General features: G+C 64.1%; 29 protein-coding genes. 14 read left to right on the plus strand and 15 right to left on the minus strand.

The genetic code is table 11. The features are described 5' to 3' along the window. Positions 1–25: 25 nt before the first annotated feature. The 3 genes from argB to coaBC are packed head-to-tail and all read right to left on the minus strand — an operon-like array spanning position 26 to position 4,705. Positions 26–928, minus strand: coding sequence for an acetylglutamate kinase (gene argB / locus Q6D67_RS00550; protein ID WP_304703562.1), 903 nt, complete (start codon positions 926–928; stop codon positions 26–28). Positions 929–966: 38 nt separating this feature from the next. Beyond that, on the minus strand, positions 967–3,507 hold the full coding sequence (locus Q6D67_RS00555; RefSeq protein WP_304703563.1) for a phosphomannomutase/phosphoglucomutase: 2,541 nt from the start codon (positions 3,505–3,507) through the stop codon (positions 967–969). Further along, the gene (coaBC, locus tag Q6D67_RS00560; protein ID WP_304703564.1) at positions 3,500–4,705 is read right to left on the minus strand and encodes a bifunctional phosphopantothenoylcysteine decarboxylase/phosphopantothenate--cysteine ligase CoaBC; all 1,206 of its coding nucleotides are present in this window, start codon (positions 4,703–4,705) and stop codon (positions 3,500–3,502) included. The genes Q6D67_RS00555 and coaBC overlap by 8 nt, the downstream gene beginning before the upstream one ends. A gap of 100 nt (positions 4,706–4,805) precedes the next feature. Here coaBC and radC point away from each other — a divergent pair, with 100 nt between their 5' ends. From radC to Q6D67_RS00585, 5 genes are all read left to right on the plus strand, one after another. Continuing rightward, complete coding sequence (radC, locus tag Q6D67_RS00565; protein WP_304703565.1) at positions 4,806–5,480, plus strand: DNA repair protein RadC; 675 nt, start codon at positions 4,806–4,808, stop codon at positions 5,478–5,480. Between the two features lie 128 nt (positions 5,481–5,608). Beyond that, positions 5,609–5,845 carry a 50S ribosomal protein L28 gene (gene rpmB / locus Q6D67_RS00570; protein WP_304703566.1) on the plus strand — a complete coding sequence of 79 codons (237 nt, stop codon included), beginning with the start codon at positions 5,609–5,611 and terminating at the stop codon, positions 5,843–5,845. A gap of 26 nt (positions 5,846–5,871) precedes the next feature. Next, the gene (gene rpmG / locus Q6D67_RS00575; protein ID WP_027950179.1) at positions 5,872–6,027 is read left to right on the plus strand and encodes a 50S ribosomal protein L33; all 156 of its coding nucleotides are present in this window, start codon (positions 5,872–5,874) and stop codon (positions 6,025–6,027) included. 65 nt (positions 6,028–6,092) lie between these two features. After that, positions 6,093–6,905, plus strand: a complete 813-nt coding sequence (gene mutM, locus Q6D67_RS00580; RefSeq protein WP_304703567.1) for a bifunctional DNA-formamidopyrimidine glycosylase/DNA-(apurinic or apyrimidinic site) lyase — start codon at positions 6,093–6,095, stop codon at positions 6,903–6,905. A 56-nt stretch (positions 6,906–6,961) separates the two neighbouring features. Then, entirely contained in the window at positions 6,962–7,357 is a 396-nt protein-coding gene (locus tag Q6D67_RS00585; RefSeq protein ID WP_304703568.1) for a hypothetical protein, read from the plus strand. Here the strand turns inward: Q6D67_RS00585 and coaD are convergent. Together coaD and rsmD are read right to left on the minus strand one after the other, a co-directional pair. Then, positions 7,354–7,836 (minus strand): pantetheine-phosphate adenylyltransferase, encoded by a 483-nt coding sequence (gene coaD / locus Q6D67_RS00590; protein ID WP_304703569.1) that lies wholly within the window; start codon positions 7,834–7,836, stop codon positions 7,354–7,356. The genes Q6D67_RS00585 and coaD overlap by 4 nt on opposite strands. 43 nt (positions 7,837–7,879) lie before the next feature. Then, the gene (gene rsmD, locus Q6D67_RS00595) at positions 7,880–8,509 is read right to left on the minus strand and encodes a 16S rRNA (guanine(966)-N(2))-methyltransferase RsmD (protein WP_304703570.1); all 630 of its coding nucleotides are present in this window, start codon (positions 8,507–8,509) and stop codon (positions 7,880–7,882) included. A 74-nt stretch (positions 8,510–8,583) separates the two neighbouring features. On the opposite strand from rsmD, the gene ftsY reads away from it, so the two are divergent. The 7 genes from ftsY to Q6D67_RS00630 all read left to right on the plus strand — a co-directional run bounded on the left by ftsY (position 8,584) and on the right by Q6D67_RS00630 (position 16,002). Next, positions 8,584–9,750, plus strand: a complete 1,167-nt coding sequence (gene ftsY / locus Q6D67_RS00600; protein WP_304703571.1) for a signal recognition particle-docking protein FtsY — start codon at positions 8,584–8,586, stop codon at positions 9,748–9,750. Then, positions 9,747–10,409 carry a cell division ATP-binding protein FtsE gene (ftsE, locus tag Q6D67_RS00605; RefSeq protein WP_304703572.1) on the plus strand — a complete coding sequence of 221 codons (663 nt, stop codon included), beginning with the start codon at positions 9,747–9,749 and terminating at the stop codon, positions 10,407–10,409. Before ftsY ends, ftsE begins: the two co-directional genes overlap by 4 nt. Beyond that, entirely contained in the window at positions 10,406–11,380 is a 975-nt protein-coding gene (gene ftsX / locus Q6D67_RS00610) for a permease-like cell division protein FtsX (protein WP_304703573.1), read from the plus strand. Before ftsE ends, ftsX begins: the two co-directional genes overlap by 4 nt. Before the next feature lie 132 nt (positions 11,381–11,512). Next, positions 11,513–12,370, plus strand: coding sequence for an RNA polymerase sigma factor RpoH (rpoH, locus tag Q6D67_RS00615; RefSeq protein WP_304703574.1), 858 nt, complete (start codon positions 11,513–11,515; stop codon positions 12,368–12,370). A 69-nt stretch (positions 12,371–12,439) separates the two neighbouring features. After that, a complete protein-coding gene (locus Q6D67_RS00620; RefSeq protein WP_304703575.1) occupies positions 12,440–12,817 on the plus strand; it encodes a DUF423 domain-containing protein in 378 nt (125 codons plus the stop codon). A 4-nt stretch (positions 12,818–12,821) separates the two neighbouring features. Next, positions 12,822–13,508, plus strand: coding sequence for a tRNA (guanosine(46)-N7)-methyltransferase TrmB (gene trmB, locus Q6D67_RS00625; RefSeq protein WP_304703576.1), 687 nt, complete (start codon positions 12,822–12,824; stop codon positions 13,506–13,508). Between the two features lie 22 nt (positions 13,509–13,530). Then, positions 13,531–16,002, plus strand: a complete 2,472-nt coding sequence (locus Q6D67_RS00630) for a prolyl oligopeptidase family serine peptidase (protein WP_304703577.1) — start codon at positions 13,531–13,533, stop codon at positions 16,000–16,002. A 16-nt stretch (positions 16,003–16,018) separates the two neighbouring features. Here the strand turns inward: Q6D67_RS00630 and hemW are convergent, their stop codons facing one another. The 8 genes from hemW to Q6D67_RS00670 are packed head-to-tail and all read right to left on the minus strand — an operon-like array spanning position 16,019 to position 22,150. Then, positions 16,019–17,164 (minus strand): radical SAM family heme chaperone HemW, encoded by a 1,146-nt coding sequence (gene hemW, locus Q6D67_RS00635; RefSeq protein ID WP_304703578.1) that lies wholly within the window; start codon positions 17,162–17,164, stop codon positions 16,019–16,021. Beyond that, the gene (rdgB, locus tag Q6D67_RS00640; RefSeq protein WP_304703579.1) at positions 17,164–17,784 is read right to left on the minus strand and encodes an RdgB/HAM1 family non-canonical purine NTP pyrophosphatase; all 621 of its coding nucleotides are present in this window, start codon (positions 17,782–17,784) and stop codon (positions 17,164–17,166) included. Before rdgB ends, hemW begins: the two co-directional genes overlap by 1 nt. Further along, complete coding sequence (locus Q6D67_RS00645) at positions 17,784–18,218, minus strand: DUF4426 domain-containing protein (RefSeq protein ID WP_304703580.1); 435 nt, start codon at positions 18,216–18,218, stop codon at positions 17,784–17,786. Before Q6D67_RS00645 ends, rdgB begins: the two co-directional genes overlap by 1 nt. 7 nt (positions 18,219–18,225) lie before the next feature. Further along, on the minus strand, positions 18,226–18,816 hold the full coding sequence (metW, locus tag Q6D67_RS00650; protein WP_304703581.1) for a methionine biosynthesis protein MetW: 591 nt from the start codon (positions 18,814–18,816) through the stop codon (positions 18,226–18,228). Next, positions 18,816–19,952 (minus strand): homoserine O-acetyltransferase, encoded by a 1,137-nt coding sequence (locus tag Q6D67_RS00655; protein WP_304703582.1) that lies wholly within the window; start codon positions 19,950–19,952, stop codon positions 18,816–18,818. The genes metW and Q6D67_RS00655 overlap by 1 nt, the downstream gene beginning before the upstream one ends. A 10-nt stretch (positions 19,953–19,962) precedes the next feature. Further along, positions 19,963–20,550, minus strand: coding sequence for a YggT family protein (locus Q6D67_RS00660; RefSeq protein WP_304703583.1), 588 nt, complete (start codon positions 20,548–20,550; stop codon positions 19,963–19,965). Continuing rightward, a complete protein-coding gene (gene proC, locus Q6D67_RS00665; protein ID WP_370551903.1) occupies positions 20,547–21,386 on the minus strand; it encodes a pyrroline-5-carboxylate reductase in 840 nt (279 codons plus the stop codon). The genes Q6D67_RS00660 and proC overlap by 4 nt, the downstream gene beginning before the upstream one ends. Positions 21,387–21,445: 59 nt before the next feature. Then, positions 21,446–22,150: a YggS family pyridoxal phosphate-dependent enzyme gene (locus tag Q6D67_RS00670; RefSeq protein ID WP_304703585.1), complete on the minus strand. Its 705-nt coding sequence runs from the start codon at positions 22,148–22,150 to the stop codon at positions 21,446–21,448. 122 nt (positions 22,151–22,272) lie between these two features. Here Q6D67_RS00670 and Q6D67_RS00675 point away from each other — a divergent pair, with 122 nt between their 5' ends. Both Q6D67_RS00675 and Q6D67_RS00680 read left to right on the plus strand, forming a co-directional pair. Beyond that, the gene (locus Q6D67_RS00675; protein ID WP_304703586.1) at positions 22,273–23,307 is read left to right on the plus strand and encodes a type IV pilus twitching motility protein PilT; all 1,035 of its coding nucleotides are present in this window, start codon (positions 22,273–22,275) and stop codon (positions 23,305–23,307) included. Between the two features lie 24 nt (positions 23,308–23,331). Continuing rightward, positions 23,332–24,474, plus strand: a complete 1,143-nt coding sequence (locus tag Q6D67_RS00680; protein WP_304703587.1) for a PilT/PilU family type 4a pilus ATPase — start codon at positions 23,332–23,334, stop codon at positions 24,472–24,474. A 4-nt stretch (positions 24,475–24,478) separates the two neighbouring features. On the opposite strand, the gene ruvX is transcribed toward Q6D67_RS00680, so the two are convergent. Continuing rightward, positions 24,479–24,952 (minus strand): Holliday junction resolvase RuvX, encoded by a 474-nt coding sequence (gene ruvX / locus Q6D67_RS00685; protein WP_304703588.1) that lies wholly within the window; start codon positions 24,950–24,952, stop codon positions 24,479–24,481. Continuing rightward, positions 24,945–25,535, minus strand: coding sequence for a YqgE/AlgH family protein (locus Q6D67_RS00690; protein WP_304703589.1), 591 nt, complete (start codon positions 25,533–25,535; stop codon positions 24,945–24,947). The genes ruvX and Q6D67_RS00690 overlap by 8 nt, the downstream gene beginning before the upstream one ends. Positions 25,536–25,549 lie beyond the last annotated feature (14 nt).

Genomic DNA, 25,549 nt, shown 5'->3' on the forward strand with positions numbered 1-25,549 from the left:
CCGATAGCGGGGCTTTTTCCCCGAGTCAGTCCGGGAGGCTGGTGATCAGGGTGCCAATACCGATGTCGGTAAAGATTTCCAGCAGCACCGAGTGGGGTACCCGCCCGTCGACAATGTGGGCGCTGGCAACGCCGCTTTTCACCGCGTCCAGGGCGCAGCTTATCTTCGGCAGCATGCCGCCGCTGATGGTGCCGTCCGCAATCAATTCATCGACCTGTCGGGTGCTGAGCCCGGTCAGGATATTGCCTTCCTTGTCCAACAGGCCGGAGACATTGGTCAGCAGCATCAACTTTTCGGCGCGCATCACCTCGGCGATTTTGCCGGCTACCAAATCCGCGTTGATATTGTAGGTGTTGCCGTCCTGATCGACGCCGATCGGTGCAATTACCGGAATGAAGTGGCTGCCGAGAATGACTTGCAATACCTCGGTGTCGATCTGTTCCACTTCCCCGACGTGGCCGATATCCACTATTTCAGAAGCGCCCAGCTCCGGGCTGTAGCGGTTGACCTGCAGCTTGCGGGCGCGGATCAGCTGGCCGTCCTTGCCGGTAACGCCGATCGCCTTGCCACCGGCCCGGCTGATGGAGGAGACAATCTCCTTGTTCACGCTGCCGCCGAGCACCATCTCCACCACATCCATGGTTTCGCTGTCGGTCACCCGCATGCCGTTGACGAATTCGGTGTGAATGTTGAGCTTTTGCAACAGTTCTCCGATCTGTGGGCCGCCACCGTGCACAACCACCGGATTCATGCCGACCAGTTTCATCAGTACCACGTCGCGGGCGAAGCTCTCGTGCAGCTGGGGGTCCACCATGGCATTGCCACCGAACTTGACCACAATGGTCTTGCCGGTAAAACGCTGGATATAGGGCAGGGCCTCAGTCAGTACATTGGCAATATTCATGGCGGATTCGCGATCGAGTGACATAACAGTTCCTGAGCAGGGCTTAAGCCCGGGTGGGTAAATCAGTCGGGGATTTCGAGGCCTGAGTCGGTGGCAGCGAGCTGCTCCCGAAAAGTGTCCATGATAAGTCGCAGCTGCTCCGGTGTGGAGGCCTCAAAGCGCGCAGTCAGGGCGGGGGAGGTATTGGAGGCCCGGATAAGGCCCCAGCCGTCGTTGAAATCGACCCGCAGCCCATCCAGGGTGTTGACCTTGCCCTCGGGGAAGCTGGCGCCGTCGATGAACTTCTGCATCAGGCCGAATTTGGCGGCCTCCGGCACGGGAATCAGGATTTCGGGCGTGTTTGCGGTCTCAGGGAATGCGGCCATGAGTTGCTCCAGGGTCTTGCCCTGGTTGCTCAGGATTTCCGCCAGCCTGGCCGCAGCGTAGAGGCCGTCATCAAAGCCGTACCAGCGCTCGCCAAAGAAAATGTGCCCGGAGAACTCACCGCCGAGCAGGGCGCCCGTCTCTGCCATCTTTTCTTTCATGAAGGCGTGTCCGGTTTTCGACAGTACCGGCCGGCCGCCGTGCGTCACCACCAGCTGGGCGAGGTTGCGGCTGCACTTGATATCAAACACCACATCGGTGCCCGGGTTGCGGGAGACGACATCCTGTACATAGAGCATCAGCAACTGATCCGTACGCAGGATCCGTCCGGAATCGGTTACCACTGCGATCCGGTCACCGTCGCCATCGAAGGCGATCCCCAGATCGGCCTGCTCGCGCACAACGGTCTCCACCAGAGCGGCCAGGTTGTTCTCCCGGCTGGTATCGGGAGAGCGGTTGGGAAAGCTGCCATCGATGTCGCAGAACAGGGGCACCACCTCGCAGCCCAGCTCGGTAAACAGACGCGGCGCTAGCTCGCTGGTTGCACCGTTGCCGGCATCGATAACCAGTTTCAGCGGCACCGGCAGGGCGATATCGCGGACGACCTCATCCAGATACGCGGGCAACAGGTCTGTATGGGACAGCGTGCCCTGGCCTTCGCAGAAATTTGCCTCCAGGGCCGACTCCCGAATCCGTTGCACCAGGCCACCGGCGATACTGTGGTTCTTCAGCACGATCTTGAGGCCGTTATCCGCTGCCGGATTGTGGCTGCCCGTAACCATGACCCCGGAGCGGGAGTCCAGTTTACGCGTGGCGTAATAGAGCAGCGGTGTCGGCACCAGGCCGATGTCGATCACCTGGCGGCCGGCGCCGAGCAGGGCCTGTATCAGCGCCTGCTTGATCCGGGGGCTGGACTCCCGGCCGTCACAGCCCACCACCAGGGTGTCTTCATTCTTCTCCGCCGCGAGAGTGCCGATCGCCCTGCCGATCAGGTCAACGGCTGTATCGCCCAGCTCACTGTCTGCATTCCCGCGAATGTCATAGGCGCGAAAAATGTACGGCGGCAGGAGCAGCGTGGGGTCTGGTACCTCGCTGTCTTCCTCCAGGTCCAGCTCGAGGACTTCCTCGTCTTTGCCCTGCTCTGGGTCCAGGATGCTGCCGTTCTGGAACAAGGGGTTGGTCAGGTGATGGCCGGTGAGCACGGCCGGGGATTCCGGCCGCTTGCCGCTGTCCGCAGACACTGCTGCGGCGTGCCCGCCCAGCAGTCTGCGCAGGTACTGCCCCAGAGGCACCAGGTGGGGAATGTCCAGATGCAGGCTGGTTTTCAGGCCGGCACCGTCGATGATGCGCGCAACATCCTGCCCCACCAGCCGCGGCAGCCACAGCACCACCGTGAGCAGTCCGGCGCAGAGACCGGCCAGCAGCAGGCCCAGCACCAGCAGCAACGGCAGTCGCTCCACAGTGAAGTCAGCCAACAGTGCGGAGGAGGGTGTGAAGGTGACCTGCCAGGCGGTATCAGTGACTGGCTGCACAGCCTGGAAGGGGCGCCCCTCGGGGCTGGCCTCACCGACGCGAACAAAATCGTTGCGGTCGTTGCGGTAGAGTTGTTGCAGTGTTATCTCGCCGAGATCACCGTTGCCGTCTTGCAAGTGCGAGACCAGCCATTGTTCACGCAAGGTACCGAGGATCACGGTCCTGTCGTCACCCGCGTCCGAGGTGTTTGCCAGAGATGCCATGGAGGTAAGCAGCTCGCCGTCGACACGGTAGGTCTCGGGCCGCCCGCCTTCGCCAGCCGCGGCCCGGCGCACGAGGTCCACCTCTATATGGTTGCGCAGGCCAAACTGGCCCTCACCCAGCGTGGCGGTGCCCATTTCCGTCAGCGGTACCAGCCTGAGTTCGGAAAATTCGGGAAACCAGGGCAGCAGCGCCCGAGCCAGCACCTCGGGGTCGGTACCCTCGGTCAGCCTCAGTTGCCCCGGTGTCCCGGTGCCTGCCTGCTGCAGCCGCAGGCTCAAGTTCTGCAGCAGCGAGGAAAGGCTGTCCGCCTGCTGCCTGGCCACCATGGTGCTGACCGCATGGATGTGCCGGCTCTCAAGCTGCGGATCCCGCAGCAAAGCCAGATAGGCAAAGCCGGCCAGCAGCGGACCCAGTGCCAGCAGCAGGGCCAGGGCCGCGACCTTGAACAGGGTCCTGCTGCCGGCTACCACGCCGCGGCTGTTGTGTGGATCCCGGTCAGTCACGGCTGGCGCCGAACTCTTTGGCGATGAGTTCCATCAGCTCCCGGGCAATGGCAGCCTTGCTGGCCTGCTCCAGTTCCCGGCTGCCGTTGCGCCAGAGCACGGTAACGGCGTTGTTCTCACTGTTGAAGCCAATGGCGCTGTCAGAGACGTCGTTGGCGACAATCATGTCGAGGCCCTTGTTCTCAAGTTTGCCCCGGGCATAGGTCAGCACATCGGTGGTTTCCGCGGCAAACCCAACGGTGAATGGTGCCGCGGCGCTTGCGGCGATGGTGGCGAGAATGTCGGGGTTGCGCTGCAGTTCGAGGGTGATTCGCTCGTCACCTTTCTTGATTTTCTGCCCGGCGACGTCAGCCGGGCGGTAATCGGCCACCGCCGCACAGGCGATAAAGATATCGCAGGCCGGTGTCAGGGCAAGGCATTCGCGCAGCATGTCCTGTGCGCTCTGCACGTTTAGCCTGCGCACATGATCCGGTGTCGGCAGCTCTACCGGCCCGCTCACCAGGGTGGTCTGAGCGCCGGCATCTACTGCGGCCTGCGCGAGGGCGAAGCCCATCTTGCCCGAGCTGTGGTTGGAGAGGTAGCGGACGGGATCCAGTGCTTCCCGGGTGGGCCCCGCCGTGATCACCACGCGCTTGCCCGCAAGCAGGCCGCTGCTGAACAGGCCAGCCGCGGCCGCGGCAATGGCGGCCGGTTGTTCCATCCGGCCCGGGCCGACGTCGCCGCAGGCCTGCTCGCCATCTGCGGGACCGACCATGTGGAATCCGCGCTCTGCCAGGACGGCGACATTGGCGCTGGTCGCCGGGTCGCGCCACATCTGCTGGTTCATCGCCGGCGCCAGCAACCTGGGCGCAGCGGTCGCCAGGGCAACAGTGGTCAGGAGGTCGTCGGCGCGCCCGGCAGCCAGGCGCGCCAGCAGGTCCGCCGTCGCCGGGGCAATCAGCAGCAGGTCGGCCCAGCGGGCGAGTTCGATATGGCCCATGCCCAGCTCGGCTTCGGCATCCAGCAGCTCCGTGTGGACCGGCCTGCCCGAGAGTGCCTGCAGGGTCAGGGGAGTGATGAACTCGCAGGCACCACGAGTCATGATCACCCGTACATCGGCCCCCAGCTCCTGTAACTGGCGCACCAGTTCCGCGGACTTGTAGGCTGCGATGCCGCCGCTGACGCCGAGCACAACATTGCGATTGAAAAGATGTGCCACTGCGGCCACCGAACTGGGACAATAGGGTTGAATGAGTGAAACAATACCATCACGTCAGTCGATTTGACACTGCACGGGCACTGCCAGGGAGGGTAAGCCTATGTCGATCAGTCACTGGGGCGCCGGCGAGGGCCCGCGGGACAAGTTATTGCAGCGGGGGGCGGCGTCACTGTCCGATGCGGAGGTGTTGGCGGTGATGCTGCGCACCGGGCGGCGTGGTCATTCTGCGCTGGATATGGCGCGGGAACTGCTGCTGCGTTTTGGCAGTCTGTCGGGACTGCTGGGGGCGGGGCAGGAGACCCTGCTGGGCAGCCCCGGCATGGGTGCGGGCAAGGTGGCGCAGTTGGCGGCGGCGCTGGAGCTGGCCCGGCGGCACGCGCTGGAAGAAGCCAGGGCCGGCAGTGCCCTGTGCAGCCCGCGGGAGACCCGAAGGTTCCTGCAGCACCACCTTGGCGGCCAGCAGCGGGAAGTGTTCACCTGCCTGTTCCTGGACAACCAGCACCGTATTTTACGCTGTGAGGACCTCTTCTACGGCACGCTTGACGGCGCTGCGGTATATCCCAGGGAGGTGGCGGTCCGCGCCCTGCAATACCACGCAGCTGCGGTGATTCTGGCACACAATCATCCCTCCGGGGTGGCGGAGCCCAGCCATGCTGACCGCCGCATCACCGAGCGCTTGCAGTCCGCCCTTGGATTGCTCGACATCCGGGTGCTGGATCACGTGATTATCGGCCGTGGCCAGAGCTATTCCTTCGCTGAGAGCGGCCTGTTGTAAGCCCCGCTTTTGCTTGCGCAGCGGGGTGCCTTCTGGTATAAAGTCGCGCTCCGCGCGGCCGGGGTACCATTTCAGACCCGTTTGGCCACACCAACTTATTAATTCCCGTGGTAATGGGAGAGGCGAACATGGCAAGAGTATGTCAGGTCACCGGCAAGCGTCCGGTCACTGGTAACAACGTATCACACGCGAAAAACCGCACCCGTCGTCGGTTTTTGCCCAATCTGCACCAGCACCGGTTCTGGGTTGAGTCCGAGAAGCGCTTTGTGTCCCTGCGGGTTTCCAGCAAAGGCATGCGCATCATCGACAAGAAGGGCATCGACCAGGTGCTGAGCGACATTCGCGCCAATGGCCTCAAGGTCTGAGCAGCCAGAGCTGAAGGAGAAATATCATGAGAGACAAGATCAGAATGATTTCGTCAGCCGGTACAGGCCACTTCTATACCACTGACAAGAACAAGCGAACCACTCCGGACAAGCTGGAAATGAAAAAGTACGATCCGGTTGTGCGCAAGCATGTCATGTACAAGGAAGGCAAGATCAAGTAATTGAGCGCCGTAGTTGCTACGCGTAAAACCCCGGCCCAGGTCGGGGTTTTTTATGTTCTGAGCTGATGCCTGAGCTGCCCGAGGTCGAGACAACCCGCCGCGGCGTGGAGCCCTGGAGCTGCGGCCAGCGGGTGGTTGCGGTGCAGGTCCGAGAGCCGCGGCTGCGCTGGCCGGTGCCGCCCGACCTGGCCCAGCGTCTGCAGGGGCAGCTCATCGAGGCGGTGGAGCGGCGGGCCAAGTACCTCCTGTTCCGCACTGTCGCCGGCAGCCTGCTGGTGCATCTCGGTATGTCGGGTTCCCTGCGGGTGATCCGTGACCAGAGTCCCCTGCTGCGCCACGACCACGTTGAGATCCTGCTCGCCAGCGGCGATCGCCTGCGGTTCAACGATCCACGTCGATTTGGCTGCATGCTGTGGCTGGAGCCTGCTACCTCGCATCCGCTGCTGGAGGGGCTGGGCCCCGAGCCGCTGTCAGCCGATTTCAGCGGCGAGCTGCTCTATCGGCGCTCCCGCGGGCGTCGATCGGCGGTCAAGCCCTTCCTGATGGATGGCCGCATCGTGGTGGGTGTTGGTAATATTTACGCCAATGAGGCCCTGTTCCTGGCGGGCATTCGCCCGGAGCGCCCGGCGGGGCGTATCGGCCTGGCCCGCTACGAGCGTCTTGCCGAGCATGTGAAGCAAGTGCTGACTTCGGCTATAAGTCAGGGTGGAACTACGTTGCGAGACTTTGTCGGCGGTGACGGCAAGCCGGGCTACTTCGCCCAGCAGCTGTACGTTTACGGCCGTGGCGGGCAGCCCTGCAAGCGTTGCCAGAGGCTCCTGCGCGAGTGCCGGTTGGGGCAGCGGGCGACCGTCTATTGCGTGGCCTGTCAGCGCTGAACAGGCTAAACTGCAGGCAGTGTTGTCTGGGGTAGGGTTCTTTCCGGGAGTGGAAAATGAAAACAAGCCGCACAAACCGTCGTCTCGCATCCGTTGCACTCATGGCTTCCCTGGCAACGGCGTCACCGCTGTGGGCCCAGAGCGCGGTCGATGAAAGCCCCTCGGCCGGCGCCATGGTTGGCGACCTGCTGTTGGCGCGCCCCATCGGCGTAGTCATGACGGTAGGGGGCACCGCCGCCTGGATTGTCAGCCTGCCTTTTACCCTGATGGCGGGGCACGCCGGGGAGGCTGCCGAGACTCTGATGGTTGGGCCCGCGGAATCGACTTTCCTGCGCTGCCTGGGTTGCCTGGAAACCGGTTACACCAACAAGGATATAGAGCGCAACCGCAGGCAGTCCGCCGACGCGCAGTCCGCCGACGCGCAGTCCGCCGACGCGCAGTCCGCCGACTAGCTGAACCTGGCCTGCAGTGCCTTGGCCACCGGCTCGGGCACGAAGGGCGTGATGTCGCCCCGCAGCGCCGCGATCTCCCTGACCAGGGAGGAGGAAATATAAGACAGGTGTTCCGAGGGCGTCAGGAATACGCTTTCAAATTCCGGATCCATCGCCCGGTTCATGTTGGCCAACTGAAACTCGTACTCGAAGTCCGCCACCGCGCGCAGCCCACGCAGGACGCAGCGTGAATTCTGGCTCTTCGCGAACTCGATCAGCAGGTTGCTGAAGCCGACCACCTCGACGTTATCCAGATGCTGCAGCGCCACCTGGCACAGCTCTACCCGCTGTTCCAGCGAGAACAGCGGGGTTTTTTTCTCGCTGTGGGCAACGGCGACCACTACCCTGCCGAAAAGCCGCGCCGCCCTTTCTGTCAGATCGACGTGGCCGTTGGTGATCGGGTCGAAGCTGCCCGGGTAGATAACCGTGTGTGTACGCATTGTGCCGTCCGGCGTCAGGAAACAAGCGGCGGATGGTAAACACTCACTGATCCTCGTGCAAATGCTGCGCGGCCCCTGTTCGGTTCCGATACAGGCGGTAGCTGACTGCGCCTGCGGTCTTGTCCCGGTGCAGGTGCCAGGATCCCGGCGGTTCCGGCACCACGTCCCCGGCGCCTGTTTCAATATAAACGCAGGCACTTGCCGCCAGCAGTCCCCGGGCCTCAAGCACCTCGCAGGCGGGGGCCACCAGCGCGCGGCCGAAAGGCGGGTCGATAAAGACGATATCCCAGGGATTGTCGGCTCGGGCCAGAAAATCGCCGGCGCCAGCGAGGTGGCAGCTGCCCAGGGTTTCCGCCGCCAGATCCTGCAGGTGGCGCCGGATCTGCGCGATGCTGGCCGGGTTGTTGTCAACGAAATCGCAGTGCGCGGCGCCGCGCGACAATGCTTCTATACCCAGTGCGCCGGACCCGCTGAACAGGTCCAGGCAGCGGGCTTCGCGGATATCCGCTGCGAGCCAGTTGAACAGGGTCTCCCGCACCCGGTCCGGCGTGGGGCGCAGGCCTTCAGCGCCGGTGAAGCGCAGCTTGCGCCCGCGCCAGCGGCCGCCGATGATGCGCAGCAGGCCGGCCGCCGCGGGCGGGTCCTGTGGTCGCCGCCTGCTCCTCCCCGTCATTTCGCCGCTCCGCCCAAGAGTGATAGGATACGTCATCCCGCAGATGTCCTTCGGCAAACTCTACCACGAGACTCATGAAGTTTTTCAAACGCAACAAAAAGGTCCCCGGGCCGCCTGACACATCTGTCGACGGCGACGCCGACAATGGTGCCGCAGAACCGATCTCCGACGGGTCGGTTGACGATTCCACAACACCTGATGTACCAGTATCCACGCCGGTACCCGCAGCGGATGCGATGGTTCCGGAACCCCCCGGCGAAACCGCACCCTCTGTAACCGAGCCCGCCGCCCGCCCCGTCGCCGCCGCAGAGGCCGGGTTTTTCGCCCGCCTGCGACGCGGTCTCGGGCGCACCAGCGATACCCTGGTGCAGGGCATGGGTACGCTGTTCCTCGGTCGCAAGGAAATTGACGCCGAGCTGCTGGAGGAGCTGGAGTCGCGGCTGTTGCTGGCGGATGTCGGTGTCGACGCCACGGTGGAGATTGTCGGCCGCCTTACCCGGCGGGTGTCGCGCAAGGAGCTGACCAGTCCGGAAGCCCTGCAGCGGGCCCTGCAGGAGGAGTTGCTGGAGGTGTTGCGGCCCTGTGAGCAGCCGCTGGAAGTGGCCGGCAAAACGCCCTTTGTGATTCTGATGGTTGGCGTCAACGGCGTCGGCAAGACCACCACCATCGGCAAGCTGGCGCGCCGCTACCAGGCCGAGGGCCGCTCGGTCATGCTCGCGGCGGGTGACACTTTTCGCGCCGCGGCGGTCGAGCAGCTGCAGGTGTGGGGCCAGCGCCACAATGTGCCGGTCATAGCCCAGCACTCGGGAGCAGACAGCGCCTCGGTGATCTACGATGCCCTGCAGGCTGCCCAGGCGCGCAAGGTCGACGTGCTGATCGCGGACACCGCCGGTCGCCTGCACAACAAGGATCACCTGATGGAGGAGCTGCGCAAGGTGGTTCGGGTAATGGCCAAACTGGATCCGGAAGCCCCGCATGAAGTGATGCTGGTGCTGGATGCCGGTACCGGCCAGAACGCCCTGACCCAGGCAGCCCAGTTCCAGCAGGTGGTGGGGGTTACCGGTCTGACCCTGACCAAGCTGGATGGCACCGCCAAGGGCGGGATCATTTTCGCCATTGCCCGCAAGCTCGGACTGCCCATCCGCTTTATCGGTGTCGGTGAAACCGCCGATGACCTCCGGCCGTTCGCGGCCGAGCCCTTTATCGAAGCCTTGTTTGCGGGTGCCGATCCCGAGCAATGATCACTTTTGACCGTGTCAGCAAACGCTACGCGGAGGGTCACGAGGCCCTGAGTGAAATCAGCGTCGACATCCGCCAGGACGAACTGGTATTCCTTACCGGCCACTCCGGCGCAGGCAAAAGCACGCTGCTGCGCCTGATCATGTTGATAGAGCGCCCCAGCCGCGGCCAGCTGATTGTCGACGGCCAGAACCTCGCCAAGATTCGCGCCCGGGGTGTTCCCGGGCACCGTCGCAACATCGGCGTCGTGTTCCAGAACCACCAGCTTCTGTTTGACCGGTCCGTCTACCACAACGTCGCGCTGCCGCTGGTAATCGCCGGCTACGAGCAGCGGGAGGTCGGGCGCCGGGTGCGGGCGGCCCTGGACAAGGTCGGCTTGCTGGCGAAAGAGCGGGCTCTGCCCATCACTCTCTCCGGTGGTGAGCAGCAGCGGGTGGGCATTGCCCGGGCGGTGGTGGCGCGGCCCCGGATTTTGCTCGCCGATGAGCCTACCGGCAATCTCGATCCCGCCCTGTCGGCGGAGATCATGCAACTGTTTGAAGCCTTCAACCAGGTGGGCGTTACCGTGCTGATCGCCAGCCACGATCTGGCCCTGATTTCCCGTCTGCGCCACCGTATCCTGACCCTGCGCGACGGGCGTCTGGTGAGTAACCGCGCATGAGTGCCGCCGACAGCAAGGCGCGGCGGGAAGGCGCCAGCACCAGTCGCGCGCGCTTGCGCCATCGCTTCAACGGCTGGCTGAACCACCACCGTCTGTCGGCCGCCGACAGCCTGGCGCGGGTTCTGGACAACCCGGTGTCCAGCCTGCTCACCTGGTTGGTAATCGGCATTGCCCTGGCATTGCCCGCGGCCCTGGACGTCGCTCTGGACAATGCCCGTCAGCTCAGTGACAAGTGGGACAGCCCCGCCCAGCTGTCCCTGTTCCTGACCGCAACCGCCAGCGCGGAGCAATCCCGGGAACTCCAAAGGGAGCTGCAGGAAAGGCCGGATATCGCAGCGGTGGTGTTTGTCTCCCGGGAAGCGGCGCTGCAGGAATTCAGCCAGCTGTCCGGATTCGCGGATGTACTCGACAGCCTGGACAGTAACCCGCTGCCAGACCTGTTGCTGGTGACACCTGCCCCGGAGGCCGGACCAGTGACGGCGCTGCATCAAGAGCTGGCCGCCGATCCCCGGGTAGCAGAGGCGGTGCTGGACATGGCCTGGCTGGAACGTCTCAATACCCTTATGGAGCTCAGCCGGCGTATCGTGCTGGCCCTGGCCGCGGTGCTGGTGGCCGGGGTTGTGCTGATTCTGGGCAACACTATCCGCCTCGCCATTGAGAGCCGGCGCGAGGAAATCGTGGTGGTCAAGCTGGTGGGCGGCAGCAACGGCTTTGTCCGCAGGCCCTTCCTTTACACCGGCCTCTGGTACGGGGTTGGGGGCGGTTTTTTTGCCGCCCTGCTGGTGGCTGCGGCCCTGTGGTTCCTCGGCGAACCCGTGGCGCGGCTGGCAGAGCTGTACCAGAGTAGTTTCGAGCTGGGTGGGCTGGGGCTTATGGGCAGTCTCAACCTTGTCGTGCTCGGGGGCCTGCTCGGACTTACAGGGGCATGGCTGGCCGTTTCCCGGCATTTGGGCCGCATTGCGCCGCGTTGAAAGAATATTTTAACCTATTGTTATAAAAGGCTATTTTCTTATGAAGCTTAGTTCTGCCGGGAACTTCTCCGTTATTAGCACTCTAATTGAATGAGTGCTAGAATCAGGCACATTGAATATGGAGAGCCTCGCATGAGCAAAACCCTGCTACCGGTTGACCAGATGGTGCCGGGCGCCAATCTTGCGGCCTATGTCCAGGCGGTGGGCAGTATTCCGCTGCTGACTCCGGAGCGAGAGAAAGAGCTGGCCGAGGAGCTGTACTACAACGATAGCCTCGAGGCCGCCCGCCAACTGGTGATGTCACACCTGCGCTTTGTGGTCCACATAGCCCGCAGCTACTCCGGCTATGGCCTCGCGGAAGCGGATCTGATTCAAGAGGGCAACGTCGGCCTGATGAAGGCGGTGAAGCGCTTCAACCCCGAAAAAGGGGTGCGCCTGGTGTCTTTCGCGGTGCACTGGATCAAGGCCGAGATGCACGAATTTATTCTGCGCAACTGGCGCATCGTCAAGGTCGCCACCACCAAGGCCCAGCGCAAGCTGTTCTTCAATCTGCGTAGCGCGAAGAAAAACCTCGCCTGGCTGAGCGCGGAAGAGGCGCAGGCGGTAGCCAATGACCTGGGCGTTGATATTGTCGAGGTGCAGCGCATGGAAGGCCGGCTCACCAGCCGCGACGTCGCCTTCGACTCGCCCCTGGACCAGGACGATGACGATGCCGCCTGGCAGGCGCCCCAGTATTACCTGGAAGACCAGCGCAGTGACCCGGCCCTGGCGGTGGAATCCGACGACTGGCAGGAAAACAGCGAAGGACAGCTGTACCTGGCGCTGGCGGATCTGGACGAGCGCAGCCGCGATATCCTCGCCCAGCGCTGGCTGGCGGACGAGAAAGCCACCCTGCATGAGCTGGCGGCCAAGTACGAAGTTTCGGCCGAACGCATCCGCCAGTTGGAACAGAATGCGATGAAAAAACTGCGGACCGCTATCGCCGCCTGATTATCCCGCGGGAGTGACGCCGGCGTTTTACGTTACACTGGCACTCCCGTTCTCGCCGGATCCTCTGCCATGGCTCAAATCTTTATTGCCAGCGCCGCAATCAGCGGAGCTCTCGCCGTAGCCTTTGGCGCCTTTGGCGCCCACGCCCTCAAGAATCGTCTGGATGCACATGCCCTCGGTGTCTTTGAGACGGCCGTCCAGTATCATTTCTTCCATTCGCTGGCGTTGTTGGCGGTCGGCATCCTGGCCCTCAACTACCCTCACGTGAACCTGCTGCGCAGCAGCGGCTGGCTGTTTCTGCTCGGCCTGTTGGTATTCTCGGGCAGCCTGTATCTGCTCAGCTTCAGCGGCCTGCGCTGGCTGGGCGCGATAACTCCGCTGGGCGGCCTGGCCTTCATCGCCGGCTGGGGCTGCCTGGCCGCCGCCAGCTGGAAACTGCTGCCCTGACTTCATGACTGCTTCCCCGCACCGCCCCATCCGCAGTTACGTGCTGCGCATGGGGCGTCTTACCGACGGCCAGCAACGCGCTTTTGACGAGCACTGGCCGCGCTTTGGTCTGTCCCACAGTGACGGCCTGCTGGATTACCCGGCGGTGTTTGGCCGCGACGCGCCAAGGGTGTTGGAAATAGGCTTCGGCATGGGCCAGTCCCTGGTCGCCATGGCCGCCGCGGCGCCTGCCACCGACTTTATCGGCATCGAGGTGCATCGCCCCGGCGTGGGCAAGCTGTTGCACAGCATGGCGGAGGAGGGCGTGGACAATATCCGTATCTACTGCCACGACGCGGTCGAAGTGCTGCGCGACTGTATCCCGCCGGCTTCACTGGATACGATCCAGATCTTCTTCCCGGACCCCTGGCACAAAAAGCGTCACCACAAGCGGCGCCTGATCCAGCCGGCTTTTGCCGAGCAGCTGGTGGCCTACCTGAAGCCGGGCGGCGTCCTGCACCTGGCGACCGACTGGGAGAACTATGCCGGGCAAATGCTGGAAGTGCTGTCGGCAACGTCCGGGCTGGAGAATACCGCGGGCGCCGGCAACTATGCGCCCAAGCCTGAATCCCGGCCCCTCACCAAATTCGAACAGCGCGGCGAGCGCCTCGGCCACGGCGTCTGGGACCTGCTATTCCGCCGCGTTCAGTAATCGTTACCACCCTGGAGATCCAATGCTGCGTGCTCTGCGCCTGATATTGCTGACCACCGTTTGGACCGCGTTGGCTGCGGCAGCCGTTGCTGCGGCAGCCGTTGCTGCGGCAGCCGTCGCTGCGGCAGCCGTCGCTGCGCCGGCCGTTGCCGCGGCAGCCGAACCCGATCTGGAGCTGATCATGTCCGACCCGGACTGGATCGGCAATCCGCCCACCGGCGCCTACTGGTCCCACGATGGAGCGTCTGTGTACTACCATCAGAAGCGCGTGGGGGAGACTTTTAGCGACCTGTACCGGGTGGCATTGGACGACGACAGGGCGGCAATCGTCGCACCCGGTGAAGAAGCCGCCAGCGGCAATAATTCGCGCGTCTACAGCGCCGACCGCAAGCGCGTAGCCTGGGTCCATCGGGGCGACGTCATGCTGCGCGACCTGGCCCGCGGCGAGACCCGTCAGCTGACCCGCACCGCGGCGGTGGAAACTGCGCCGCTGTTCATGGCAGACGGGAACGCACTCGGGTTTTTGCGCGACGGCCAGCATTTCATTCATGAGTTTGCCAGCGGCCTGCAGGCCCAGGCCGCGGACATCCGCTTTGAGGAGGACCCGGCGGCGGAGCCCGACTTCGATACCCTGCGCGCGCAGCAGTTGCGCAACCTGGCGACCCTGCGCCGGCAGCAACAGCGCAAGGAGGCCAGGCAGGCCCACGACGAAGCGCGCCGTGCCGGCGACCCTGCTGCCGCGCCCGCGCCGATCTATCTCGGGAAGCAATGGCAGGAAGTGAAGCGCTCACTGTCACCCTCCGGCCGCTACCTGCTGCTGGTAGTGAAGGACAGGGAGGCCGACGAGGTTCAGGCGGGCAAGATGCCCAACTATGTAACCGCCGACGGTTATACCGCGGTCAGTGAAACCCGGCGCCGGGTGGGCCGCTCGGTGCCGCCGCCGCAGACCCTGCTGCTGGTGGACCTCGCAAGCGGCAGCGTCAGCCCCGTCGCCTACGACTCTTTGCCGGGCCATGACAGCGACCCGCTGGCGCAGCTGCGCAAGAGCGCGGTACGCTGGCATGTGCGGGAAGGCGCGGACCAGGAGCAGGTGGAGAAGCTGGTGCAAGCGCCCGAGCAACGCCCGCTGACGGTAGAGCGCATTGCGTGGAACAGCGCTGGCAGCCTGGCCGCGGTGCAGCTGCGTGCGATAGACAACAAGGATCGCTGGCTGGCCACCCTCGAGCCCGGCGAAGGCCGCCTGCGGCCCCAACACCGGCTCAGCGACCCGGCCTGGATCAACTGGGATCACAATGAATTTGGCTGGCTGCCCGACGGTGGCACGCTGTGGTATCTGTCCGAAGAATCCGGCTACTCCCATCTTTACATCAAGGCGGTGGACGAGCGCCGCGGCCGCCAGCTCACCGAGGGTGACTTCGTGGTGCGCGAGCCGGCACTGGACCCCTCAGGGCGCTGGTTCTACCTGGTGGCAAACCGCAGCCATCCGGGTAATTACGAGGTGTACCGGGTGGCCGCCGGCGGCGGCGAGCTGGAACAGCTGACCGAGCTGGACGGTGTGGTCCGCTTCCGGCTGTCCCCGGCCGGCGACCAGCTGCTGCTGTCCCGTTCCTGGATCGACCGGCACTCGGACCTGTACGTCCAGGCCGCCATCACCGATGCCGCCCCGCGGCAGCTCACTGATACCGTCAGCGACGCCTTCAAGGCTGTCGACTGGGTGATCCCCGAGATCGTCGAAGTGCCGTCGTCCCAGGTTGACGCGCCGATCTATTCCAAGCTCTACCTGCCGCCGGATTATCGCGCGGGCGAGTCCTACCCGGCGGTCATGTTTGTGCACGGTGCCGGCTACACCCAGAACGCCCACCGCGGCTGGCCTTACTATTTTCGCGAATTCATGTTCCACACCCTGCTCGCCAATGAAGGCTATGTGGTGATCGACATGGACTACCGGGCCTCCAAGGGCTACGGCCGCGACTGGCGCACCGCGATCTACCGCAACATGGGGCGCCCGGAACTCGAGGACTTCCGTGACGGGGTGGACTGGCTGGTCGAGAACTACGGTGTGGACCCGGGGCGAGTCGGTATTTACGGCGGTTCCTACGGCGGCTTCATGACTTTCATGGCACTGTTCCTGGAGCCCGACCTGTTCGCGGCCGGCGCCGCACTGCGGCCGGTGGCGGATTGGATACACTACGAACATTCCTATACCTCCAACATTCTCAACACACCGTTACTGGACCCGGAGGCCTACCACCGCAGCTCGCCGATAAACTATGTTCAGCACCTGGAAAAACCGCTGCTGATTGCTGCGGGCATGCAGGACGGTAACGTCTTCTTCCAGGATTCAGTGCTGGTATTACAGCGCCTGATCGAACTGAAAAAGGAAAATTTCGAGATAGCCATCTACCCGCTGGACCCGCACGGCTTCGTGAATCCAGAATCCTGGCTGGATGAGTACCGCCGCATTTACAAGCTGATGCAGACGAACCTGCGTTGAATTTATTTCTGGTAGCTCAGGCGAGAAACTCGGCAATCACCGAATCGAGGAAGCGCCGCCCCATGCTGGTGGCGCGTATCTGCCCCGCATCCAGTTCCAGCAAGCCGCGCCCGAGCAGCGAGTCCAGGGCGGGCTGCAGCGTATCTGCCGCCAGACCCGTGCGCGCGGTGTAGTCGACCAGGTGAAAGCCCGTATTGAGCCGCAGGGCGTTGAGCATGAATTCTCCGGGCAGGTCCCGCTCCTCCAGCCACAGCGGCCGGAGCTGCATCTGCTCCGGGGTTGCCGTCATATAGGCCTCGGGTTGCCGCCGTTTGGCATAGCGCAGGATGCGGCCGTCGGCGAAACTCACCTTGCCGTGGGCTCCGGCGCCGATACCCAGGTAATCGCCGAACTCCCAGTAATTCCGGTTGTGGCGGCACTGCTGGCCGGGCGCCGCCCAGGCCGAGACCTCGTACTGGCGCAGTTCGGTAGCCGCCAATAGCGCTTCGCCCGCATCCTGTATATCCGCCAGTGCATCTTCCACTGGCAGCAATGGCGGCTGTGTGTAGAACACGGTGTTCTGTTCAATGGTGAGCTGGTACCAGGAAAGGTGGCCGGTGCCATAGCCGGTGGCGGTGGCGAGATCAGCCAGAGCCAGCCCGGAATCCTGTCGCGGCAGGCCGTGCATCAGGTCCAGGTTGATGCGCTGGAAGCCAGCGCTGCGGGCGGCGGCGATGGCGGCGTGGGCCTGGTCGCTGTTGTGCACCCGCCCCAGCGCCTGCAGCTGGGCATCCTGGAAAGACTGGATGCCGATGGACAGGCGGTTGATGCCCGCCGCCCGGAAGCCGGCAAACTTTTCCGCCTCGGCGCTGCCCGGGTTGGCTTCCATGGTCGCTTCGAAGTCTGGTGCCAGCGGTACCCGCGCCGCAATACCCTGGAGCAGGCGCGCAATACCGGCGGCGCTGAACAGGCTGGGTGTGCCGCCGCCGATAAACAGAGTCGCGATGCTGCGGCCCTGGGTGTAGCGGGCATCCGCTGCCAGGTCAGCCAGCAGGCTGTCGATATAGGCCTGCTCCGGAATAAGCTTCGTTTCGTGGGAGTTGAAATCGCAATAGGGACACTTGCGCTCGCACCAGGGCAGGTGAATGTAAAGCCCCAGCGGGGGCAGTTGCAGCTCGGGCATCAGCTGCCCTGAAAGTCCGGGCCGCGCAGTGCCTGTTCCAGCTGGGCGCAGGCGATGGCCCGGTGACTGACGCGGTTCTTGGTGCGGGGTGCCAGTTCGGCGGCGCTGCAATTGAAGGCGGCAACGTGGAACAGTGGGTCATAGCCGAAGCCGCCGCTGCCCGCGGGCGCCTCCAGGATGTGGCCCTCCCAGCTGCCGTGGCAGATGATCGGGGTGGGGTCCAGGGCGTGGCGCATGAATACCAGTACACACTGGTAGCGGGCGCTGCGCTCGGCCCTGGGCACGCCGTCCAGGGCGGCCAGCAGCTTGCGGTTGTTGGCTTCGTCGCCGCCTTCGGCATAGCGCGCCGAGCGAATTCCCGGGGCACCCTGCAGGAAGTCCACTTCCAGCCCGGAATCGTCGGCAATGGCCGGAAGGCCGGTGTGCTGTGCCGCGGCCCGCGCCTTGAGGATGGCGTTTTCGACGAAGGTCAGCCCGGTTTCCTCGACTTCGGGTACCGCGAACTCCGATTGCGCCCGCAGCTTCACCCCGAGGGGCTCCAGGATGCGTGCCAGTTCCGCGAGCTTGCCCTGGTTACCGCTGGCGAGGACGACGGCCTGCGAGGGCGTGATCCTGGTCATCAGTGTTCGTACAGCTGGTGCTTGAGTTCAAAGCGGTAGCTTTCCTCCGCCCCCTCCGGCCGGAAATCGATGGTAAAGAAGCGCCACTCCTCGTTGATGAAGCGAAATTCGGCGAGGTAATAGATGGCCTCGCCCTCGCGGACTTCCAGGAACTCCAGCGCCTGCCCGGTGATGAGGTCGCGAGTGTTGCCTTGCAGCTGCATGCTGCGCGGCTCGGTGCCCTCGCCCACATGCTCGCGTACCGCCAGATTCAGTATCGCCCGGTTGTCGCCCCTGGTAATGCCGTAGGTGGACGCCACGCGGGGGTCGAGAAACGTGGTGTTGACCACGCTGTAGTGCAGTTCGTAGGGTCCGAAACGCTCGGACTGCTGGGCCGTTGCGCCCAGGGCAACAAGCAGCAACAGCGCCAGGGTGTAGCGTAGGTAGCGGATCATGATTACCTCAATGGCTGATCAGGTAGATGGCGGTGACGGCGAACAGGTTGGGCCAGGCACTGGCCAGCAGCGGCTTGCGCTCGGTGTTGCCGACCATGTCCCGGGCGAGAATGCGGATGCCGCGCTCCTCGCACAGCGCCTCGAAATCCTGCACCGTGCAAAAGTGGATATTGGGTGTGTCATACCAAGTATAGGGCATGAAGCGGGACACCGGCATGCGGCCGCGGGTACCCAGGTACAAACGGCAGCTCCAGTGAGCAAAGTTGGGAAAGGTGACAATACCCTGGCGGCCGATCCGCAGCATCTCATCCAGCACCCGGTCGGGGTAGTGAACCGCCTGCAGGGCGTGGGCCATCACCACCGTATCGAAACTCTGGTCGGGGAAATTGTCCATCCCCGCATCCATGTCCTGTTCCACAATGTTCAGGCCGCGGGCAACCGCTGCAGTGATTTTGTCCGGGTCGATTTCCAGCCCCAGGCCGCGCACCTCGCGCTCCTGCTGCAGCAGCTGCAGGAACTCGCCGTTCCCGCAGCCCAGGTCCAGCACTTTGGACCCGGGCTCGATCCAGCGCTGGATGTGGGTCAGATCGAGGCGCATCAGCGGTTCTCCCGCACGCGTTGCATATAGGCGCCAAACAGCTGCAGATAGCGGGGAATGGGCATCAGGAAAGCATCGTGGCCTTCATCGGCTTCAATTTCCGCGTAGGTCACCGGCCGGTCGGCGGCGATCAGGGCATCGACGATCTCCCGCGACCGCCGCGGTGAGAAGCGCCAGTCGGTGGAAAAGGACAGCACCAGGAAACTGCAGCGCGCTTCCCGGAACGCTGCCACCGGGTCATCGCCGAATTCCCGCGCCAGGTCGAAATAGTCCAGGGCCCGGGTCATCAGGATGTAGGTATTGGCGTCGAAGCTGCCGGAGAACTGGCTGCCCTGGTAGCGCAGGTAACTCTGGACCTGGAATTCGGCGCCCTCTTCACCTCCCAGCTCCAGGCTGCCGGAGCGCAGGTCGCGGCCGAACTTGTTGGCCATGGCGCCGTCGGACAGATAGGTGATGTGGCCGACCATGCGCGCGAGGGCCAGCCCCTGCGCCGGCAGCGTGTTATGCGCCAGATAGTGGCCGCCGGCGTAGCCCGGGTCCGACTGGATGGCCTGACGGGCGATCTCGTTGAAGGCAATGTTCTGGGCGCTCAGGCGCATGGCCGAGGCAATCACCACACAGTGGCGCAGGCGCTGTGGGTAGAGCAGGGCCCAGCGCATGGCCTGCATGCCACCCAGGCTGCCCCCTATCACTGCTGCCCAGCATTCAATGCCCAGATAGTCCGCCAGCCGGGCCTGGCTGTGCACCCAGTCCCGCACCCGCAGGGAGGGGAAGTCCGGCCCCCAGGGCTGGCCTGTCTCCGGGTTCAGGGTGACCGGCCCGGTGGAGCCGTGGCAGCCGCCCAGATTGTTCAGGCTGACGACAAAAAAGTGGTTGGTATCGATTGGTTTGCCGGGGCCGATGCATTCGTCCCACCAGCCCGGCTTGCGATCTTCGGCGCTGTGGTAGCCCGCGGCGTGATGGTGCCCGGATAGTGCGTGGCACACAAGGACCGCGTTTGAATGCCGGGCGTTGAGCTGGCCATAGGTTTCGTAGACCAGCTCGTAGTCCTCCAGAACCCGACCACAGGCCAGGGTCAGCGGCTCCGTGAACTGTGCGCGCTGGGGCGCAACGATACCGACGCTGGCGGGGTTCACGGCGCTGGGGTCAAAGTCCGATCACCAGCGCCGGGTGCAGGCCCACGCCTGCCGCCATGTGCCGCAGCGCAATCTGGATAATGTTGATCAGGATGAAAACCAGGATGGGCGAAAAGTCGAGGCCCCCCATATTCGGCAACATCTTGCGAAACGGCGCCATCACCGGCTCTGTGAGCTGGAACAGTAGCAGCAGGGCGGGGTGGCGGCTGGCGGGGGCAATCCAGCTGAGGATGATCATGGCCAGCAGGGCAAAAAAGTAGATATTGACCACCAGCCCGACTACGCCGAGCACTGACCATACCAGCAGCAGGCCGATATTCGGCAGCCCGATGCCGTTGAGTGCCAGCATTGCCGCGATGGCGGCCATCTGCAGCACCAGCGCCAGCAGCAGGGAGGACAGGTCGAGCCCGCCGAGGCTGGGCACGACCCGGCGCAGCGGCAGTACCAGCGGATTGGTCAGCCGGGCGAGAAACTGGCTCACCGGGTTGTAGAAGTCGGCCCGCACCACCTGCAGCAGCAAGCGCAGCACTACCGCCAGCAGCGCCAGGGTCAGCAGGGTCTGGATCAAATACGCGAGAATCTCGCTTATTGCACTCATGCTTTGCGGCTCTCCTGCGCGGCACCCATTTCCGCCGCGCGCTGTTGTGCCGCGGTCATTGCGTGCGCGACCAGTTCTCGCAGCCCCTCGTGCTCAAAGCACTGGACCGCGCGTTCGGTGGTGCCACCGGGGCTGGTCACACGACGTCGCAGCTCGGTCAGGCTGACGTCGCTCTCGCTCGCCATGCGCGCCGCGCCCAGGGCAGTCTGTTTGGTCATGGCAATGGCACACTCCCGCGACAGGCCCATGGCGCAACCTGCGTTGACCATGGCTTCCATGAACAGAAAGAAGTAGGCGGGACCGCTGCCGGACAGGGCGGTAATGGCATCGAGTTGGCTCTCCTCGGGCACCCATTCGATCAAACCCACGGCGCCGAGGACGGTGCTGGCCAGGTCACGCTGCACGGCGCTCACATTGCTGTTTGCGTACAGGGCAGTGGCGCCGACTCCGAGCAGCGCCGGCGTGTTGGGCATGCAGCGCACGACCGCTGTCGCAGCACCGAGGCCGGCCTCCATGGCGGCGATGGTGGTGCCCGCGGCAATGGAGATCACCAGCGCGCCCCTGGCCGTTACCGGCGCGGCGATGCTGTCCATCGCCGCGGCCATGATCTGGGGCTTCACCGCGAGGATCACCACGTCCGCGTCCGCACAGGCAGCGGCATTGTCCTGGAACGTCGCGATTGCACCCAGTTGGCGCAATTGCTCCAGGCTTTCCCTGGAGGGGTCCGAGGCCCGCAACGCGCTCGCGGGGTGGCCGCTTTCCAGCAGGCCACCGATGATGCTGGAGGCCATGTTGCCGGCGCCGATAAAGCTGATAACCGCAGTGTTCAAGGGCATTGATTCCGTTGGCTGATGGTCAGGGCAGGGCGCAGTATACACGCCGGATGGCGCCAAAATCACCCGCCGGGGGGCGCGCTGCGCGGGCCGAAAATGTCGGTGCCGACGCGAATGATGGTGGCGCCCTCGGCAATGGCGGCCTCCAGGTCGCCGGACATACCCATGGAGAGGGTGTCCAGGCCGGGGTCGTCGCGCTGTAATTCCGCCAGTGCCTGACGCAGGGCGGCAAAGGGCTGGCGCTGTTGCGCCGGTTCGGTGGCCGCCGCGGGGATGGCCATCAGTCCGCGCAGGCGCAGCCGGGGCAGTTGCGTGACCGCCCGCGCCAGTGCCGGCAGGTCCTCCAGGCTCACCCCGGACTTGCTCGCCTCCCCGGATATGTTTACCTGCAGGCAGACCTGCAGATCCGGCAGCTCTTCCGGCCGCTGTTCGCTCAGGCGTCTGGCTATCTTGAGCCGGTCGACGCTGTGCACCCAGTGGAAGTGGCTGGCGATTGGCCGGGTCTTGTTGGACTGGATGGGGCCGATGAAGTGCCAGCACAGGTCCAGATCCGCCAGTGTCTCGATCTTGTCCAGCGCCTCCTGCAGGTAGTTCTCGCCGAACTCGCGCAGGCCCAGTGCCGCGGCACTGCGTACATCCGTCGCCGGCCGGGTCTTGCTTACGGCCAGCACCCGCACAGTGTCCGGCTCGCGCTGGCTTTTTTCTGCGCTGAGTCGTACTCTTTCGAGCAGTCTGTCGATATTGTGCCTGAGGGTATCTGCGTCCATACCGGAGATGGTAGCGGATTCCGGCCGCGGCGGGCGAGTGAAGAATAAGTGGTTGCCGCGCCAGCCTGCGCCGGCAGCCGAACCCGGCGCTGGTGCCGGGCTGGCCCCAGGGGAGCGAATCGGTGGATATTACAGAACTTCTTGCGTTCAGCGCGAAACAGGGCGCATCGGACCTGCATCTGTCGGCGGGTTTGCCGCCGATGATCCGGGTGGACGGGGATGTGCGCCGCATCAACCTGCCGCCGATGGATCACAAGCAGGTGCACGACCTGATCTACGACATCATGAACGACAAGCAGCGCAAGGACTACGAGGAGTTCCTGGAGACGGACTTCTCCTTTGAAGTCCCCGGCGTCGCTCGTTTCCGGGTGAACGCCTTCAACCAGAATCGCGGCGCCGGCGGCGTATTCAGGACCATTCCCTCCAAGGTGTTGACCATGGAGGACCTGGGCATGGGCCAGGTCTTTCGCGACATATCAATGATGCCACGCGGCCTGGTGCTGGTCACCGGGCCCACCGGCTCCGGCAAGTCCACCACCCTGGCCGCCATGGTCGACCATATCAATGACAACAAGTATGAGCACATCCTCACCATCGAGGACCCCATCGAATTCGTGCATGAAAGCAAGAAGTGCCTGGTCAACCAGCGCGAAGTCCACCGCGACACCCTGGGCTTCTCCGAGGCCCTGCGCTCCGCCCTGCGCGAAGACCCGGACATCATCCTGGTTGGCGAGATGCGCGATCTCGAGACCATTCGCCTGGCGCTGACCGCCGCGGAGACCGGCCACCTGGTGTTTGGCACCCTGCATACCACCTCGGCGGCCAAGACCATTGACCGGATCGTGGACGTGTTTCCCGCTGCGGAGAAGTCCATGGTGCGCTCCATGCTGTCGGAATCGCTGCAGGCGGTCGTATCCCAGTCCCTGCTCAAGCGCGCCACCGGTGGCCGGGTGGCGGCGCACGAGATCATGCGCGGCACCTCGGCCATCCGCAACCTGATCCGCGAGGACAAGGTGGCGCAGATGTACTCCGCCATTCAAACCGGCCAGGCGCTGGGCATGCAGACCATGGACCAGTGCCTGAAGGAACTGGTCGAGCGGCGGGTGATCAACCGGGATGTCGCCCGCGAGAAAGCCCGCATGCCGGAAAACTTCTAGCCCCCGACGTCGAGAGGACACGCCATGAGGATCGAAGACCTGTTGCAACGCATCGTCAAGGAAGGCGCCTCCGACGGCTTTATCACCGCTGGCGCCGCGCCCTGCATAAAGGTAGATGGCCAGATCTACCCCGTCAGCGACACCAAGCTCAGCGAAGAACAGACCCGTGAAATTGTTCTCTCGACCATGAGCGACAAGCAGCGGGATGAGTTTCTCAGCACCAGCGAATGCAACTTCGCCCTCGCCAGCGAAGGCCTGGGGCGGTTCCGGGCCAGTGCCCTGGTACAACGCGGTCGCTGCGGCATGGTGCTGCGGCGGATTGAAACCCGCATTCCGGAAGTGGACGAGCTGGGCCTGCCCAAGATCATCGAGGATCTGTCGATGACCAAGCGGGGCCTGGTCATTTTTGTCGGTGCCACCGGCACCGGTAAATCCACCTCCCTGGCAGCGATGGTGGGGCACCGCAATCGCAACAGCCGCGGCCACATCATCAGTATTGAGGATCCGATAGAATTCATTCACGAGCACGCCAACTGCCTGGTAACCCAGCGCGAGGTGGGCATTGATACTGAATCCTTCGACGTGGCGTTGAAAAATACCCTGCGCCAGGCGCCGGATGTCATCATGATCGGAGAGGTGCGGTCGGCGGATACCATGGCCCAGGCGCTCACCTTTGCCGAAACCGGCCACCTGTGCCTGTGCACCCTGCACGCGAACAATGCCAACCAGGCACTGGACCGCATCCAGAGTTTCTTCCCCGCCAGCAGGCACACCCAGGTGTGGATGGACCTCTCCCTCAACCTGAAAGCCATGGTGGCGCAGCAATTGTTGCCGCGGAAAGACGGCAAGGGACGCGTCCCCGTGGTGGAAGTGCTGCTGAATTCGCCACTGATCCAGGAATACATCCGCAAGGGCGAAGTGCATCTGATCAAGGACGTGATGGCCAAGTCGACGGAGCTGGGTATGCAGACCCTGGACCAGTCGCTGGTGGCGGCCTACAAAAAGAGCTTCATCAGTCTGGAAGATGCAGTCCGCTATGCGGATTCGGCCAACGATGTCCGGCTGATGATAAAGATGTTCGAAAAGGGCCGTTCTCCCACGGACGGTACCCTGGGGCTCAGCTTCGACGAGGCCGACAATCGCGGCAACTATCTGGGGCGCAAGTAGCAGTTCAAGCTGGGGTCGGGCCGCGCCGGTAGTCCTCGTTCTCCCGCAACCAGGTCTGCAGGATCAGCTCCGCAGCATAGCTGTCGACGGGAACCGCCTTGTAATCACCTCGGTGCCCCTGCTGCCGTTGTTCTTCCTTGGCCGCGTAACTGCTCAGGCGCTCGTCAGTCATGCACACGGGCAAGCCCAGCCGGCCGTGTAAGCGGCGGCCGAACTTGCGCGCCCGGGTGGCCAGTTCACTGACGCTCCCGTCCATGTTCAGGGGGTCGCCGACCACCAGCAGGTCCGGTTGCCACTCGGCCACCAGTGCCTCCAGCGCCGTCCAGTCCGGGATCCCGTCTCGCGCACGCAGCACAGCGACGCTGCGGGTTGTGCCCAGCAGTGTGTTGCCCACGGCGACACCGATCTGCTTCAGGCCGTAGTCAAAGGCGAGCACAGTGGCGTGTTTGTGGTTGGCCGGGGTTGGCGAGTCAGGCATGCCCTGCCTGGGCTGAAATCAGATTCATGTCGATGCCGAGACCGGCCGCCGCCGCCGACAGCCGACGGTGCCAGGGGGTGGCGAAGATGATGTTGCTGTCCGCGGGCAGGGTCAGCCAGCTGTTGTGCGACAGCTCCTGCTCCAGTTGCCCCGCGGACCAGCCCGCATAGCCCAGGGCGATCAGATATTGTGCCGGCCCACTGCCGTCGGCGATGGCGCGCAGGATGTCGCGGGAGGTGGTGAGGGTGATGTCCGGGGTGACCTCGAGGCTCGCCTCCCAGTTTGCTTCGCTGTGGCGGTGCAGGACAAAGCCGTGGTCAATCTGCACCGGCCCCCCCGCCATTACCGGCTCGTCGCTGAAATTGCGGTGAGCGGCGATGTCGAGGTGCTCGAAAATCTCCGCCACGGTCAGGTCCAGAGGCTGGTTAATGATGATACCCATGGCCCCGCTTTCGCCGTGCTCGCAGATGTAGGTGATGCTCTGGGTGAAGATCCCCTCGGACAGGCTGGGCATGGCCAGCAGGAAGTGATCCCGCAGACAATTCCCGCTCTTGATGGCACTGGCCGCGGCCCGGACTGACATTGTGTGTGATAGAC

This window comes from Haliea sp. E1-2-M8, from assembly GCF_030649675.1.
Lineage (GTDB): Bacteria > Pseudomonadota > Gammaproteobacteria > Pseudomonadales > Halieaceae > Haliea.